At 72.3% G+C, this 14,730-nt stretch carries 12 protein-coding genes; 7 read left to right on the top strand and 5 right to left on the bottom strand.

Features of this window, described 5'->3' with window-relative positions; translation table 11 throughout:
• Window positions 1–63 precede the first annotated feature (63 nt).
• The 3 genes from speB to Q3Y56_RS11320 are packed head-to-tail and all read left to right on the top strand — an operon-like array spanning window position 64 to window position 2,788.
• A complete protein-coding gene (gene speB, locus Q3Y56_RS11330; RefSeq protein WP_304461831.1) occupies window positions 64–1,035 on the top strand; it encodes an agmatinase in 972 nt (323 codons plus the stop codon).
• Between the two features lie 56 nt (window positions 1,036–1,091).
• Window positions 1,092–1,820: a transcriptional regulator gene (locus Q3Y56_RS11325; protein WP_304461830.1), complete on the top strand. Its 729-nt coding sequence runs from the start codon at window positions 1,092–1,094 to the stop codon at window positions 1,818–1,820.
• Window positions 1,817–2,788, top strand: coding sequence for a pyridoxal-phosphate dependent enzyme (locus Q3Y56_RS11320; protein WP_304461829.1), 972 nt, complete (start codon window positions 1,817–1,819; stop codon window positions 2,786–2,788). The genes Q3Y56_RS11325 and Q3Y56_RS11320 overlap by 4 nt, the downstream gene beginning before the upstream one ends.
• 76 nt (window positions 2,789–2,864) lie before the next feature.
• Here the strand turns inward: Q3Y56_RS11320 and map are convergent, their stop codons facing one another.
• Entirely contained in the window at window positions 2,865–3,632 is a 768-nt protein-coding gene (gene map, locus Q3Y56_RS11315; RefSeq protein ID WP_304461828.1) for a type I methionyl aminopeptidase, read from the bottom strand.
• Between the two features lie 70 nt (window positions 3,633–3,702).
• On the opposite strand from map, the gene Q3Y56_RS11310 reads away from it, so the two are divergent.
• Window positions 3,703–3,984: a helix-turn-helix domain-containing protein gene (locus Q3Y56_RS11310; RefSeq protein ID WP_304461827.1), complete on the top strand. Its 282-nt coding sequence runs from the start codon at window positions 3,703–3,705 to the stop codon at window positions 3,982–3,984.
• 213 nt (window positions 3,985–4,197) lie between these two features.
• A complete protein-coding gene (locus Q3Y56_RS11305) occupies window positions 4,198–8,094 on the top strand; it encodes an ABC transporter ATP-binding protein (RefSeq protein ID WP_304461826.1) in 3,897 nt (1,298 codons plus the stop codon).
• Window positions 8,095–8,217: 123 nt separating this feature from the next.
• On the opposite strand, the gene Q3Y56_RS11300 is transcribed toward Q3Y56_RS11305, so the two are convergent.
• Window positions 8,218–8,661 carry a hypothetical protein gene (locus Q3Y56_RS11300; protein ID WP_304461825.1) on the bottom strand — a complete coding sequence of 148 codons (444 nt, stop codon included), beginning with the start codon at window positions 8,659–8,661 and terminating at the stop codon, window positions 8,218–8,220.
• 143 nt (window positions 8,662–8,804) lie between these two features.
• On the opposite strand from Q3Y56_RS11300, the gene Q3Y56_RS11295 reads away from it, so the two are divergent.
• The gene (locus tag Q3Y56_RS11295; RefSeq protein ID WP_304461824.1) at window positions 8,805–10,259 is read left to right on the top strand and encodes a S28 family serine protease; all 1,455 of its coding nucleotides are present in this window, start codon (window positions 8,805–8,807) and stop codon (window positions 10,257–10,259) included.
• 113 nt (window positions 10,260–10,372) lie between these two features.
• Here the strand turns inward: Q3Y56_RS11295 and Q3Y56_RS11290 are convergent, their stop codons facing one another.
• The 3 genes from Q3Y56_RS11290 to Q3Y56_RS11280 all read right to left on the bottom strand — a co-directional run bounded on the left by Q3Y56_RS11290 (window position 10,373) and on the right by Q3Y56_RS11280 (window position 13,573).
• Window positions 10,373–12,226, bottom strand: coding sequence for a glycoside hydrolase family 3 protein (locus Q3Y56_RS11290; RefSeq protein ID WP_304461823.1), 1,854 nt, complete (start codon window positions 12,224–12,226; stop codon window positions 10,373–10,375).
• Between the two features lie 68 nt (window positions 12,227–12,294).
• Complete coding sequence (locus Q3Y56_RS11285) at window positions 12,295–12,885, bottom strand: hypothetical protein (protein ID WP_304461822.1); 591 nt, start codon at window positions 12,883–12,885, stop codon at window positions 12,295–12,297.
• A 46-nt stretch (window positions 12,886–12,931) separates the two neighbouring features.
• Window positions 12,932–13,573: a TetR/AcrR family transcriptional regulator gene (locus Q3Y56_RS11280; protein ID WP_304461821.1), complete on the bottom strand. Its 642-nt coding sequence runs from the start codon at window positions 13,571–13,573 to the stop codon at window positions 12,932–12,934.
• Between the two features lie 89 nt (window positions 13,574–13,662).
• On the opposite strand from Q3Y56_RS11280, the gene Q3Y56_RS11275 reads away from it, so the two are divergent.
• Window positions 13,663–14,718: a hypothetical protein gene (locus Q3Y56_RS11275; RefSeq protein ID WP_304461820.1), complete on the top strand. Its 1,056-nt coding sequence runs from the start codon at window positions 13,663–13,665 to the stop codon at window positions 14,716–14,718.
• Window positions 14,719–14,730: the final 12 nt, after the last annotated feature.

The following is a 14,730-nucleotide window of genomic DNA, read 5'->3' as shown; positions in this document are numbered from 1 at the left end:
CGCCGTCCCTACGCTCGATAGCCGTATCCCCTGACCCCGCACCGCCAAGAGGCAGCAGTCGCCATGAGCACAGACGTCCGTGAGCCCGTAGGCCCTGTCGACTCGTCCCGTATCCCGCGCTACGCCGGGCCCGCGACCTTCGCCCGGCTGCCGCGCATCGACCAGGTCGGCGGCACCGCCGACGTCGCCGTCGTCGGCGTGCCCTTCGACACCGGGGTCTCCTACCGCCCCGGCGCGCGCTTCGGCGGCAACGCCATCCGTGAGGCCTCGCGGCTGCTGCGCCCGTACAACCCGGCCCAGGACGCCTCGCCGTTCGCGCTCGCGCAGGTCGCCGACGCCGGTGACATCTCCGCGAACCCGTTCGACATCAACGAGGCCGTCGAGACGATCGAGGCGGCCACCGACGACCTGCTGGGCACCGGCGCCCGCCTGATGACCCTCGGCGGCGACCACACCATCGCGCTGCCGATCCTCCGCTCGGTCGCCCGCAAGCACGGTCCGGTCGCACTGCTGCACTTCGACGCGCACCTGGACACGTGGGACACCTACTTCGGCGCGGAGTACACCCATGGCACGCCGTTCCGGCGCGCGGTGGAGGAGGGCATCCTCGACACCTCCGCTCTTTCGCATGTCGGAACCCGTGGTCCGCTGTACGGAAAGAAGGATCTGGACGACGACGCGAAGATGGGCTTCGGCATCGTCACCTCCGCCGACGTCATGCGGCGCGGTGTGGACGAGGTGGCCGACCAGCTCCGCCAGCGCATAGGCGACCGCCCGCTGTACATCTCCATCGACATCGACGTCCTCGACCCGGCCCACGCGCCGGGCACCGGGACCCCGGAGGCCGGCGGTCTCACCTCCCGCGAGCTGCTGGAGATCCTGCGCGGGCTGGCGGGCTGCAACCTGGTCTCCGCCGACCTGGTCGAGGTCGCACCGGCCTACGACCACGCCGAGATGACCTCCGTCGCGGCCTCGCACACGGCGTACGAGCTGACCACGATCATGGCCCGCCAGATCGCCGCCGCCCGCGCCTGACCTTCTCCGCGTCACAGCCCTTGGACACATCGTCCAAGGGCTGTACCGTTTCTCCAGTGAGCAGCAGCGAAGCGGACCTGATCATCGCCGCACTGCGCCCGGTCGCCGAAGGGCTGGCAGCGACCCTGGGGCGGTCCTGCGAGGTCGTCGTGCACGACTTCCGGCGGCCGGAAGGCTCGGTGGCCGTCATCGCGGGCGATCTCACCGGCCGTACCGTCGGCGGTGCCATGAGCCAGATCGGCATGGACCTGCTGCGGCAGGGCGACGCCGCGCCCGACCGGCTCAACTACGTCACCCGCACCCCCTCGGGGCGGATGCTCAAGTCCTCCACCGTGGTGCTGCGCACGTCCGACGGCACCGCCTTCGGGGCCTTCTGCGTCAATCTCGACATCACGGCTCTGCGGCAGGTCCACGAGTTGGTCGGCGACCTCGTCGGCGTCGGCGACCTCGCGGCCGTGGCGGCGGGCGCCGCCGTGCCGACGACGACCTTCAGCAACGACGTGGACGACGTGGTCGACGCGGCGGTGGACGGCCTCCAGCTCGCCCAGGGCAAGCAGTGGGCGGATCTCGACCGGGCCGAGCGCATCGCCCTGTTCGCCCGGCTGGAGGCCACCGGGGTGTTCGCGATGCGCCGGGCCGTGCCCCGCGTGGCCGCCCGGCTCGGCATCTCCCGGGCGTCCGCGTACGCGTATCTGTCGGACGTCCGCAAGCAGGCGCAGGCCGAACCGGCCGGGCGGACCTCACGAAAGAGTCACACGTCACTAGGGGAGGGCGGGTCGGTATGACCACGCAGGCGCATCAGCAGGTGACATTCGACGACATCCGCGCGGCGGCGGCCAGGATCGACGGTGTCGCCCACCGGACGCCGGTGATGACGTCACGGATCCTGAACGAACGGGTCGGCGCCGAGGTCTTCCTCAAATGCGAGAACCTCCAGCGCGTCGGCGCGTTCAAGTTCCGCGGCGCCTACAACACCATCGCCCAACTCTCCGCCGACGAGCTGCGCCGTGGCGTGGCCGCGTACTCCTCCGGCAACCACGCCCAGGCCGTCGCGCTGGCCGCGCGCCTGCTGGGCGCGCCCGCGGTCATCCTCATGCCCGAGGACGCGCCCGCGTCCAAGCGCGCCGCGACCCTCGGCTACGGCGCGGAGGTGGTGACCTACGACCGCTACACCGGCGACCGGGCAGCCATCGGCGAGAAGCTGGCCGCCGACCGCGGGCTGACCCTCGTGCCGCCCTTCGAGCATCCGCACGTCATCGCCGGACAGGGCACCGTCGGCCTGGAGCTGATGGAGCAGGTCGCCGACCTGGGCGCGCTGGTCACCCCGGTCGGCGGCGGCGGGCTGATGGCCGGCTGCGCGACCGCCGCACGAGCCCTGGACCCCGCGATCCGTACGGTGGGGGTGGAGCCGGAGGCGGGCGACGACTACAAGCGCTCGCTGGAGGCCGGGCACCGGATCCGGATCCCGGTCCCCCGCACGATCGCCGACGGGCAGGCGCTGGAGACCCCTGGGGAGCTGTCGTTCGCCATCAACCGGCGGGTGCTGGACGAGGTGGTGCTCGTCAGCGACGAGGAGATCCGCTCGGCGATGGCCCTCGCGTTCAGCTGTCTGAAGATCGTGGTCGAACCCAGCGGGGCGACCGGGCTCGCGGCGCTGCTCGCGGGCCGGATCGCGGAGCTGCCGCCCCGCGTGGGCGTGGTGATCTCCGGCGGCAACATCGACCTGCCGCGCTTCACTCAGCTGCTGGGGTAGCCGCCTATTCCGGGGTCGGCGAGGTCATGCGTCTTACGCGCGGCGCTCTTGCGCGCCCACGCGGGGCTCGTACGCCCTACGGCAGCGTCAGCACGCGGGGGCCGTCCTCCGTGATCGCCACCGTGTGCTCGCTGTGCGCGGCGCGCCCGCCGTTCGCGGTACGCAGCGTCCAGCCGTCGCCGTCCGTCACGTAGGCGTCCGAGCCGCCTGCCAGGAACATCGGCTCGATCGCGATCACCAGCCCGTGCCGCAGCGGAAAGCCGCGGCCGGGCCGCCCCTCGTTGGGGACGGGCGGGTCCTCGTGCATGCGGCGCCCGATGCCGTGCCCTCCGAAGTCGGCCGGGATGCCGTATCCGGCCGTCCGCCCCACGCTGCCGATCGCGTGGCCCACGTCCCCGAGCCGGGCGCCGACCACGGCCGCCGCGATGCCCGCCTCCAGGGCGCGCCGGGTGGCCTCGATCAGCCGCTCGTCGGCCGGGCGCGGGGTGCCGACCGTGAAGCTGACCGCCGCGTCCCCCGTCCAGCCGTCCACCACGGCCCCGCAGTCGACGCTGAGCAGGTCGCCGTCGCGCAGCCGGTAGCCGTCCGGGATGCCGTGCACGATCGCGTCGTTGACGGAGGTGCAGATGACGGCGGGGAACGGGGTCGGCGCGAACTGCGGCCGGTAGCCGAGGAACGGCGAGTCGGCCCGTGCCTCGTGCAGCACGGTGCGTGCCGCCTCGTCCAGCTCGCGCAGTGAGACGCCGACGGCGGCCGCGTCGCGCGCCGCCTCCAGCGCGTTGGCCACCACCCGGCCCGCCTCCCGCATCGCGTCCAGTGCCGCGTCCGATTTGATCTCCACCATGGGCGCACCCCTCCGATTCCCCGGGCCTCCGCCTGGATCCAATTCTTATACCGGTATTAGTATCACGGTCATGGTGCGCACCCCTCTCACCCCGCTGGAACGCGAACGCGGCCGCTACCTCGGCGTCCTGCTGCGGCAGGCCCGTGGCGAACGGACCATGGCCGAGATCGCCGCCGTCGCCGGGATCTCCGCCGAGACCCTCCGCAAGATCGAGACGGGCCGCGCCCCCGCCCCCGCCTTCGGCACCGTCGCGGCCCTGGCCGCGACGCTGGGCCTCTCGCTGGACGACCTGGCGGCCCGGTGTGCGGCGATCACGGCCGTCCCCGAGGAGGCGGGCAGCGCCGCGGCCTGAGCCGCTTCGTCCCTGCCTCCCTGTCTCCCCGCCTCAGACCTTCGACCGAGGCCGCCTCGGCTGCCTGCGACCTTCGACGGTCCCGCTCCGCCCCGATCTCCGACCATCGAACGAGTTTTGTTGCGGATGGATGAAATCCGCACACCCGTGCGTTGCAGCGTTCCGGTGGGAGTCGCCGAGGGGGCGGACAGCCGAAGAGCGGGAGGTCACGGGGTGCCAAGGGCGTCGATCGCGGAAGACGGGCCAGGCTGGGTGCGGCGGCTGGTCCGGTATTGCTGGCGGTACCGGCGCAACGTGCTGCTCTCCCTCGGCGCCTCACTGGCCGGCATGGCCGTCATGGCGCTGGTCCCGCTCGTGCCGAAGCTGATCATCGACGATGTGATCGTCGACCAGGAGCGGTCGCTCGCCCCATGGGCCACGCTGCTGATCGTCGCCGCCGTCGCCGTCTACGTCCTCACCTACGTGCGCCGGTACTACGGTGGCCGGCTCGCCCTCGACGTCCAGCACGACCTGCGCACCGAGATGTACGAGGCGATCACCCGGCTGGACGGCCGGCGCCAGGACGAGCTGAGCACCGGGCAGGTGGTCGGCCGGGGCACCAGCGACCTCCAGCTCATCCAGGGCCTGCTCTTCATGGTGCCGATGATGATCGGCAACGTCCTGCTGTTCGTCATCTCCCTGGTCGTCATGGCAGTGCTGTCACCACTGCTCACGGTCGTGGTGCTGGCCGTCGCCCCCGCCCTGTGGGTCCTCGCCTCCCGCAGCCGCATCCGGCTGTTTCCCGCTACCTGGTACGCGCAGGGGCAGGCGGCCGCCGTCGCCGGCGTCGTGGACGGAGCGGTCACCGGCGTCCGCGTGGTCAAGGGCTTCGGGCAGGAGGGCCAGGAGACCGGCAAGCTGCGAGCCGTGGGCCGTACGCTGTTCGCCGCCCGGCTGCGGACCGTGCGGCTCAACTCCCGCTACACCCCGGCCCTCCAGGCCGTCCCCGCGCTCGGCCAGGTCGCCATGCTGGCGCTCGGCGGCTGGATGGCGACGCGGGGCCAGGTCACACTCGGCACCTTCGTCGCCTTCTCGACCTATCTCGCGCAGCTCGTCGGCCCCGTGCGGATGCTCACCATGATGCTGACCGTGGGGCAGCAGGCGCGCGCCGGCGCCGAACGCGTCTTCGAACTCATCGACGCCGAACCGGCACTCAGCGAGCGCTCGGATGCCCGTGACCTGCCGGCCGACGCGCCCGCGACCGTGGAGTTCGACCACGTCACGTTCGGCTACGAGGCCGAGCGCCCGGTGCTCGACGACGTCTCGCTGCGGATCGACCCCGGCGAGACGCTCGCCGTCGTCGGCGCCTCGGGCAGCGGCAAGTCCACGCTGTCCCTGCTGCTGCCGCGCTTCTACGACGCCACCGGCGGAGCCGTGCGGATCGGCGGCCACGACGTACGCGAGCTGACGCTGCGGTCGCTGCGCGCCGCGATCGGCCTCGTACCGGAGAGCAGCTTCCTGTTCTCCGACACCGTCCGCTCCAACATCGCCTACGGGCTGCCCGAGGCCACCGACGCCCAGGTGCGCGCGGCGGCTCGCGCCGCCCAGGCCGACAGGTTCATCAGCGAGCTGCCCGACGGATACGACACCCGGGTCGGTGAGCAGGGTCTGACCCTCTCCGGCGGCCAGCGCCAGCGGATCGCCCTGGCCCGCGCCATCCTGACCGACCCCCGGCTGCTCGTCCTGGACGACGCCACCTCCGCCGTGGACGTCCGCGTCGAACACGAGATCCACGAGGCGCTGCGCGGCGTCATGGCCGGCCGCACCACCCTGCTCATAGCCCATCGCCTCTCCACCCTCGCTCTCGCCGACCGGATCGCCGTCCTCGACGGCGGACGGGTGGCCGACATCGGCACCCACGAGGAGCTGCGCGACCGCTGCGCGCTCTACCGCAGGCTGCTCACCGACCCCGACGAGCTCGGCGGCGTGGCACGCGACCCGGCCGGGCTCGCGGTCGGCGGCGGCGTGCGCGAGCTGGACCTCGATCTCGACTTCGAGCTCGACGTCGAGGAGGAGGCCGAGTTCGACTGCGAGCCCGTCAGCGCCCACCGCAGGCTCGTGGACGGGGTGACGCCCGAGCTGTGGCGGCGCGGCGACGGGCTGGACCGGGCCGGGGCCGACGGCGCCACAGGAGCCGGCGGCGCGGCGGCCGGGGAGCCCGGCAAGGCGGGCTCGACGGCCCCTGCCGCGCCCGCGGGCGGCGGCATGGCGGGCGCACTCGCGGGGATGCCCGCGACCCCCGAACTGCTCACGAAGGTCGCGGCCCTGCCGCCTGCCACAGACACCCCCGACATCGACGAGGACGCCGCCGAGCGGCCGGAGAAGGCGTACGGACTGCGCCGGTTGCTGCGCGGCTTCGGCACCCCGCTCGCCTTCGCCCTGCTGCTCGTCGGCATCGACGCCCTCGCCGGACTCCTGCTGCCCGTGCTGATCAGGCACGGCATCGACGAAGGCGTGCAGCGCGCCGCGCTCGGCGCCGTCTGGGCCGCCGCGGGACTCGCGCTGCTGGTCGTCGTGGGCCAGTGGGCCGCGCAGGTCGGGGAGATCCGGCTGACCGGACGGACCGGGGAGCGTGTGCTGTACTCCCTCCGGGTCAAGATCTTCGCGCAGCTCCAGCGCCTCGGCCTCGACTACTACGAGCGCGAGCTGACCGGCAAGGTCATGACCCGCATGACCACCGACGTGGACGCGCTGTCCACCTTCCTCCAGACCGGTCTGGTCACCGCAGTGGTCAGCCTGCTCAGCTTCTTCGGCATACTCGTCGCCCTGCTGGTCATCGACGTCCAGTTGGCGCTGGTGGTGTTCGCGACCCTGCCCCCGCTCATCGTGGGCACCGTCTTCTTCCGGCGGCAGAGCGTCAAGGCGTACGAACTCGCGCGGGAACGCGTCAGTCTCGTCAACGCCGACCTCCAGGAGAGCGTCGCCGGGCTGCGGATCGTGCAGGCGTTCCGCCGCGAGGACATCGGCCGCGAGCGGTTCGCCGAGCGCAGCGACGGCTACCGCCAGGCCCGTGTGCACGGCCAATGGCTGATATCCGTGTACTTCCCGTTCGTTCAGCTGCTGTCCTCCGTGGCAGCCGCCCTGGTGCTGATCGTGGGCGCCGGGCGGGTGAGCGACGGCACCCTCACGGCGGGCGCCCTGGTGGCGTACCTGCTCTACATAGACCTGTTCTTCGCCCCTGTGCAGCAGCTCTCCCAGGTCTTCGACGGTTACCAGCAGGCCAGCGTCTCCCTGCGCCGCATCCAGGAACTGCTGAGCGAACAGACCACCACGCCCGCCGCCGAGAAGCCGCTGCGCGTGGGCGAGCTGCGCGGTGAGGTCGCCTTCGAGGACGTGCACTTCCGCTACGGCGGCGCCGAGGGCACGGCGGAGGCCGCCGCGCTCTCCGGGCTCTCCTTGCGCATACCGGCCGGGCAGACCGTCGCCTTCGTCGGCGAGACCGGCGCGGGCAAGTCGACGCTGGTCAAGCTGGTCGCCCGGTTCTACGACCCGACCTCCGGAGCGGTCCGCGTGGACGGCGACGACCTGCGCGACCTCGACCTCACCGGCTACCGGCACCGGCTCGGCGTCGTCCCCCAGGAGTCGTATCTGTTCTCCGGGACCGTTCGGGACGCCATCGCCTACGGGAGGCCGGACGCGACCGACGCCGAGGTCGAGGCGGCCGCGCGGGCGGTCGGCGCGCACGCCATGGTGGCCTCCCTGGACGGCGGCTATCTGCACGAGGTCGCCGAGCGCGGCCGCAACCTGTCCGCCGGCCAGCGCCAGTTGATCGCGCTGGCCCGGGCCGAACTGGTCGACCCCGACATCCTGCTGCTGGACGAGGCGACCGCCGCCCTGGACCTGGCCACCGAGGCCCTGGTCAACCAGGCCACGGACCGGTTGGCGGGCCGCCGCACCACCCTGGTCGTCGCCCACCGGCTGACCACCGCGGCCCGCGCCGACCGGGTGGTCGTGCTGGACCGCGGACGGGTTGTCGAGGACGGCACCCACGCCGAGCTGCTGGCGCGGGACGGCCGGTACGCGGAGCTGTGGCGCACGTTCACGGGCGAGACGGAACCGGCCGCGGCATGACCGCGCCCCTGCCCCCGGCGCTCGCCGGGGGCACCCGCACGCGGTAGTGCCCTCGCCGGGGCACCCGCTCGCAGTAGTGAGAGTCCATCAAGCCCACAAGGCTTTCGTCACTCAACGTGACGCTCAGGCTTCCATTCCACTCGCCCGAGCGATGGCCTCCACCTCGCGCCGGTCCCGCTCCCGGCGCTCCGCCTCGGCCGCCACCCGCTGCCGGTGGCGCTCCAGGAACTCGGGGTCCTCCGCCTGTTCCTGAGGCACCAGCATCTTCATCCCCTTGGCGTGCGGGGCGTCTCCCAGGTCGACCACGACCCGCTCGTCCTGTGCGGTCAGCAAGCCGAACAGCACCAGCAACTCGGCCTGCAGAGCCGGGGTGAACAGCGCCTTCTCCTCCGGCCCCATGCCCAGCTCATAGGTCCCGCCGCGCACCGCCGGCGAGGTGCTCACCTCGCGCAGCAGCCGCAGCAGCAGGTCCAGCGACTCAGGGTCGATCCGCTCCCGCAGCTCCGTCAGATACTGCGTCAGCCGCTCGGTACGTTCACTTCGCCCATGCTCCTCGTATCCGTCCATAGCAGCAGCATGCGCCATCACGGTCCGCTACGAAAGAGGTTGTGCCACAACTCTCCGTATTCGCCAGTGTGCTGATCGGGGCTGGCGGGGCCAGGCGTACGCCGGTAGGTTCACGGCGACCTTTGCAACCCAGGGGAGGGCGAATGCACAAGGCGCTCAGATGCCTGCTGACGTCCGCGGTGCTCATAGGCACCGTCGGAGTCACCGGCGGCACCACCCATGCGGCGGAGCATGACGGTGCCCTATCCGCCACCGCGGCGACCAACGCGGAGTCGGACATCAAGGACCGTATCCTCGCGATACCGGGGATGAGTTTCGTGGAGGAGAAGCCCTATCAGGGCTACCGCTTCCTCGTACTCAACTACACCCAGCCGATTGACCACCGGAACCCGTCCAAGGGCACCTTCCAGCAGCGCATCACGCTGCTGCACAAGTCCACCGACCGGCCGACGGTGTTCTTCACCTCCGGCTACAACGTCAACACCAGCCCGCGGCGCAGCGAGCCGACGCAGATCATCGACGGCAACCAGCTCTCGATGGAGTACCGCTTCTTCACCCCGTCCCGGCCGCAGCCCGCCGACTGGTCCAAGCTCGACATCTGGCAGGCGGCCACCGACCAGCACCGCCTCTACCAGGCCCTCAAGCCGATCTACGGCAAGAACTGGCTGGCCACCGGCGGCAGCAAGGGCGGCATGACGGCCACCTACTTCCGCCGCTTCTACCCGGACGACATGGACGGCACCGTCGCCTACGTCGCGCCCAATGACGTGGTGAACAAGGAGGACTCGGCCTACGACCGGTTCTTCAAGACCGTCGGCTCCAAGGAGTGCCGCGCCCAGCTCGACGCCGTCCAGCGCGAGGCCCTGGTCCGCCGCGACGAGATCGTCGCCCGCTACCAGAAGTGGGCCGACGGCGAGAAGCAGACCTTCGAGGTCGTGGGCAGCGCCGACAAGGCGTACGAGAACGTCGTCCTGGACCTGGCCTGGGCGTTCTGGCAGTACCACGGGTTGAAGGAGTGCGGGGACATTCCCGCGCCGACCGCCTCCACCGACGAGCTGTACCGCTTCATCGACGAGATCTCCGGCTTCTCGGCCTACACCGACCAGGGCCTGGAGACCTACACGCCGTACTACTACCAGGCGGGCACGCAGTTGGGTTCGCCCACCTTCAAGACGCCGCACCTGGACGGCCTGCTGCGCTACCCCGGGATCTACCAGCCGCGCAACTACGTGCCGCGCGACATCCCGATGAAGTTCAAGCCGGCCGCGATGCGGGACGTCGACCGCTGGGTGCGGAACAACGCCGAGCGGATGCTGTTCGTCAACGGGCAGAACGACCCGTGGGGCGCTGAACCGTTCCGCCTGGGCAAGAAGGCCGAGGACTCGTACGTCTTCGTCGCGCCCGGTGGCAACCACGGCGCCAACGTCGCCGGTCTCAAGGCCGGCGAGAAGGAGAAGGCCACGGCCGCCATCCTGAAGTGGGCCGGCGTCGCGCCCGCCGCCGTCCTGGAGGGCGACAAGCCCGCCAAGCCGCTCGCCAAGCACGACGCGAAGCTGGACCGGCGGGACCTGGAGCGGGAGCCGCTGCTGCGCCCGTAGCCGAGGTTGTTCCGCCATCGCCGGACGGGCGTCGTACAGCCCGTCCGGCGATCGGCCTTCCAGCGCGGGCCGGTCAGTACGCCCGCGGACCCGTCAGCAGGTCCGCGGACCCGTCAGTACGTCAGGCCGTGGCCGACCGGGTACAGCACCCGGGCCGGGTCGTCCGCGCGCTGGACGGACACCGGCAGCCTGCCGCGCGGCCGGACCCGCCCCGCGACGACCCGGGCGGCGGCGCGCAGCTCCACGTCCGTCCACCCGTACGCAGCCAGTGAGGCCGTGACCCCGCTGTCCGCCAGCCGGGCGATGTCGTACGGATTGCGCAGGGCGAGGTGGACCACCGGGACACCGGTCGCGGCGAGTTCCGCCACCAGCGTCCGCTGGCTGGAGGCCGCGCTCACGTTGTACGTCAGCACGATCACCGCGTCCCGGCCGCGGGCCGCCGCCACCGCCGCGTCGATCCGGTCCCGCGCCGGGTCGGGCCGCGCGCCGGTCCCCGTGGACAGCGCGTCGGCGGTGAACCCCAGCCCGGTCAGGGCGCGGGCCAGCACGGCGGTCGGCGGGCCGCCGGTGCCCGAGGGCGCGGCCGGGTCGACACCCGCGACGAGCAGCCGCCGACGGTCGCGGCAGGACAGCGGCAGCAGCCCGTTCGGGTTGCTGATCAGCGTCGTCGTGTGGTCCGCGATCCGATCGGCGGCGGCCAGATGCGCGCGCGTGCCGACGATGCGGTCCACCGCCTCGTCACTGGTGTACGGCGCGCTGAACAGGCCCCGACGCGCCTTCAGCTCCAGGATGCGCAGGATCGATTCGTCCAGCCGGGCCTCGCTGATCTCGCCGCGCTCCACCGCCGTACGCAGCCCGTGCCAGGCGACGGGCAGATCCGGCGGGTTGAGCAGCTGGTCCGCGCCCGCCTTGACCGCGAGCACCGGCACCCGGTCGTCCCCGTACTTCTCCCGGACCCCGGCCATGCCGAGGGAGTCGGTGACGATGACGCCGTCGAAGCCCAGTTCGCCGCGGAGCACGCCGGTGAGGACGGGCCGGGACAGGGTCGCCGGGTCGTCGACCGGGTCGAGGGCCGGGAACAGCAGGTGCGCCGTCATGATCGCGTCGATGCCGGCGGCGATGGCGGCCTTGAACGGCGGGGCGTCCAGCCGCTCCCACTCGGCCCGCGAGTGGGTGATCAGCGGCAGCCCGACATGGCTGTCCACGGCGGTGTCGCCATGGCCGGGAAAGTGCTTGGCGGTGGCCGCGACCCCGCCGCGCTGATAGCCCCTCACCTGCGCGGCGACCAGGTCGGCGACCGACCGAGGATCGGCGCCGAAGGAGCGCACGCCGATGACGGGGTTGGCCGGATTGACGTTGACGTCGGCGACCGGCGCGTAGTTCTGCCGGATGCCCATCGCGGCGAGTTCCCGGCCCGCCGTACGGGCCGCCGCGCGGGCATCCGCGGCGCTGCCGCCCGCGCCCAGCGCCATCGCGCCGGGAAAGAGGGTGGCGGGTGCGCCGACGCGGGCGACGATGCCGTGCTCCTGGTCGGTGGAGATCAGCAGCGGGACAGGGGTGGGCCGGGTGAGCCCGGCGCGCTGGATGCCGTTGGAGAGGGCGGCGATCTGGTGCGGCTCGCGGGTGTTGTGCGCCCAGGCGAAGTAGATGATGCCGCCGACGTGGTAGGTGGCGATGAGCTCGGTGGCGTTCGCCACGCCCATCTCCTTGCGGTTGGACTCGGCGTCGGCGGGGTCGGGGTCGGTGGCCGAGTGCCCGTACACCCGCATCACGAAGAGCTGCCCGATCTTCTCTTCGAGCGTCATCCGGGCGATGAGGGCGCGTAACCGGTCGCGGCCGGGATGCGGGGCGCGCCCGGCGGCGTGGGCGGCCGACTGCCCGCCGGCGGCGAGGGCTGCGGCGGCGCCGGCCGCCGTCGCGGTGAGCAGGGCACGCCGGGAGGGCGTGTGGGAGGTGGCGTGGTGCACTTGCGCTCCTTCCGTGAAGGGGGGTGGCAAGCGCTCTATGACACGGATACGGGTGGACCAGGGGCGGGTCAATGGGTGAAACGAGGGTGCTTCGGCATCCGTTCGCGGGGCACGGTGAGGACCGCCACGGCCCCGTACGGTGCGAAGCACTCGGGTGGGGGAGTGGCGTGCGGGCCCGGGCGCAGTTCGAGAGTGTCACCCGATCGGCGCAGGGTCGCGGACGTCCAATGGGCGCAGCCGGTGGTCAGCGACCAGCCGACCAGGACGACACGGGAGAAGTCGGTGCCGCTCGCGCCCGCCGTGATGTCGGGCGCGCGGCGGCCGAACCGCTCCGCGAAGCCGGTGAGCTGACCGCGGGTCCGGATCACCTCCCGTACCTCCGGCGCCGCGCCCGCGGCGGAGTGGAAGTAGGCGAGCCCGGTGTCGATCCGTCCGCTCGGTGAAGCGGTCGCCGCCGGGACGGTCCCGCCGGGGCCGACGGCGGTGGACGGGGAGGCCCCGGCGCTGGAGCCCTGGCCGACGCAGGCGGTCGGCAGGGCGGTCAGCGCGACGGCCAGCAGCGCGGTGGGAACCGCTCGGCCGCGACGGCCGAACGCGGCCATCAGCCGGTGATGACGGGCGAGGACGAGCTGATGACCGGCGAGAGCGAGAGGACGCATGCGCCCATGGTCCCGGCACGGGCCCGTGGTCCCCGGCATATAGGCCCTACTCGGTGGCGCGCCGCGCCCCGTTGCGCCGCCCGGGCAGCCGCATGGTCAGCAGCTTGGCCCGTGGCGCGAGCCGCTTGACCATCGCGAAGACGGATTCGGTACGGGAGCGATCCGCGTCCAGCACCGTGAAGAGATTGACCCCGAGGTAGAAGGTGATCGCGGCGTTCGCCAGGTCGCGGGGCGGGGTGAGCCGGGCCAGCGGGGTGCCGCCGATCACCCGCTCCAGCGTGGACTCGATGAACTCCAGCCAGGGTTCGACCCGCTTCGAGACCTCCTCGCGCAGCTCCGGCTTGGCCACGGCGGCGGCGACGAGTTCGGAGAAGAGCGTGATGTGGCCGTCGTCGAGGTCGTCGCGGTAGATGCGGGTGGCGGCCTCGGCCAGCTCCTCGAGGGTGCGCACCTCGGCGACGGTGGCGCTGTGCTGGGCCATGCGCTCGGCGGAGGAGCGGTCGAGGGCCGCGAGCAGCAGCTGGTCGACGCCGCCGAAGTGGTAGAAGACCAGCGCCGAGTTGACTCCGGCCTCCTTGGCGATCGTACGGGCGCTGGTGCCTCCGTACCCGTGCGCTTTGAGCACGGTCGTCGCGGCCTCGATCAGCCGGTCCTTGGTGTCCTTCGCGTTCTTGGTGTCCGCCGTCACTTTGAGTGTCCTCTCGCCGTCCCTCATCATACGGTTTAATCGAGTGATTAAGTCAGTCGGTTAAACCGGCTGATGAAGGAGGGTGGGCCATGGACGAGAAGGGCGGGGCAGCCATGGAGGACGGGGCGATGGAACACGGGGCGGTGGAAGACGGGGCGATGGAGAGCGGGCCAGAGGTTGAACGGCCCCGGATCTCGGGAGCGCGCTGGCGGCTGATCGGCGTCCTGACCGCGCTGTTCGCCGCGATGCTGCTCTACAAGGTGCTGCACGCGGGCCATCTGGAGCAGACCGCGCTCTTCTACGTCGGGGTGCCCGCGGTCATCGCGCTGACCGTCGCGCTCGCCTGCCGCCCCCAGACCGTCACCGGCACCGCGATGGCCTCCGTCACCATCGGTCTGGCCCTCGCGGGGCCGCTGCTCAACGAGGGCGTCATCTGCCTGGTGACGGCCGCGCCGCTGTTCTACGCGATGGCCGCCGCGATCGGGCTCAGCGCGGACGCCGCACGCCGCGAGCGCCGAGGCGGCCGAGCCCACGCCTTCGTCACGGTGCCGCTGGTCGGCCTCCTCGCCCTGGAGGGCGCCGGGGCGTACGAACTCCCGCGCGACAACGCCGTGTCCGTCACCCGTACGGTCGCGGTGAGCCCGGAGGCGTACGAGCGGGCGCTCGCGGCGCCACCGAGGTTCGACGCGCCCGAACCGCTCTTCCTGCGCATCCCGTTCCCCCGCCCCCAGCGGGCCACCGGCCATGGGCTCGACGTCGGCGACACGCGGGAGATCACGTTCAACCCGCGCAAGGCGCTGGGCATCGGCGCGCACCCGACGCCGCGCTCGATGCGGCTGGTCGTCGCCGAACGCGCGCCCGGCCGGGTCGTCTTCGACGTCGAACGCGACACGACGCTGGCCCGCTGGCTGGAGCTGCGCTCCGCGGAGGTCCGCTGGCGGCAGACGCTCGACGGCCGTACCGAGGTGACGTGGAGGCTGCGGTACCGCCGCACGTTCGACCCCGGCTGGTACTTCGGGCCGATCCAGTCCTACGCGATGAAGCAGGCGGCGTGCTACCTGTCGGACACGTTCGCGCAGTCGGCCAAGGCGGAGCCGGCCGGACGGACGACCGGGGCCGGGCAGGCCGCCGGGGGCGCGCGATGAGCCGGGCGGCCC

It is taken from the genome of Streptomyces sp. XD-27, from assembly GCF_030553055.1.
In the GTDB taxonomy this organism is placed as follows: Bacteria; Actinomycetota; Actinomycetes; order Streptomycetales; family Streptomycetaceae; genus Streptomyces.
This window is presented reverse-complemented; position numbering and strand designations above follow the sequence as displayed.

What these genes read in the sequence shown, in the direction of transcription:
- speB (WP_304461831.1), top strand. Translation starts at nt 64, where the DNA reads ATGAGCACAGACGTCCGTGAGCCCGTAGGCCCTGTCGACTCGTCCCGT.
- Q3Y56_RS11320 (WP_304461829.1), top strand. Translation starts at nt 1,817, where the DNA reads ATGACCACGCAGGCGCATCAGCAGGTGACATTCGACGACATCCGCGCG.
- map (WP_304461828.1), bottom strand. Translation starts at nt 3,632, where the DNA reads ATGGTGGAGATCAAATCGGACGCGGCACTGGACGCGATGCGGGAGGCG.
- Q3Y56_RS11310 (WP_304461827.1), top strand. Translation starts at nt 3,703, where the DNA reads ATGGTGCGCACCCCTCTCACCCCGCTGGAACGCGAACGCGGCCGCTAC.
- Q3Y56_RS11300 (WP_304461825.1), bottom strand. Translation starts at nt 8,661, where the DNA reads ATGGACGGATACGAGGAGCATGGGCGAAGTGAACGTACCGAGCGGCTG.
- Q3Y56_RS11295 (WP_304461824.1), top strand. Translation starts at nt 8,805, where the DNA reads ATGCACAAGGCGCTCAGATGCCTGCTGACGTCCGCGGTGCTCATAGGC.
- Q3Y56_RS11285 (WP_304461822.1), bottom strand. Translation starts at nt 12,885, where the DNA reads ATGCGTCCTCTCGCTCTCGCCGGTCATCAGCTCGTCCTCGCCCGTCAT.
- Q3Y56_RS11275 (WP_304461820.1), top strand. Translation starts at nt 13,663, where the DNA reads ATGGACGAGAAGGGCGGGGCAGCCATGGAGGACGGGGCGATGGAACAC.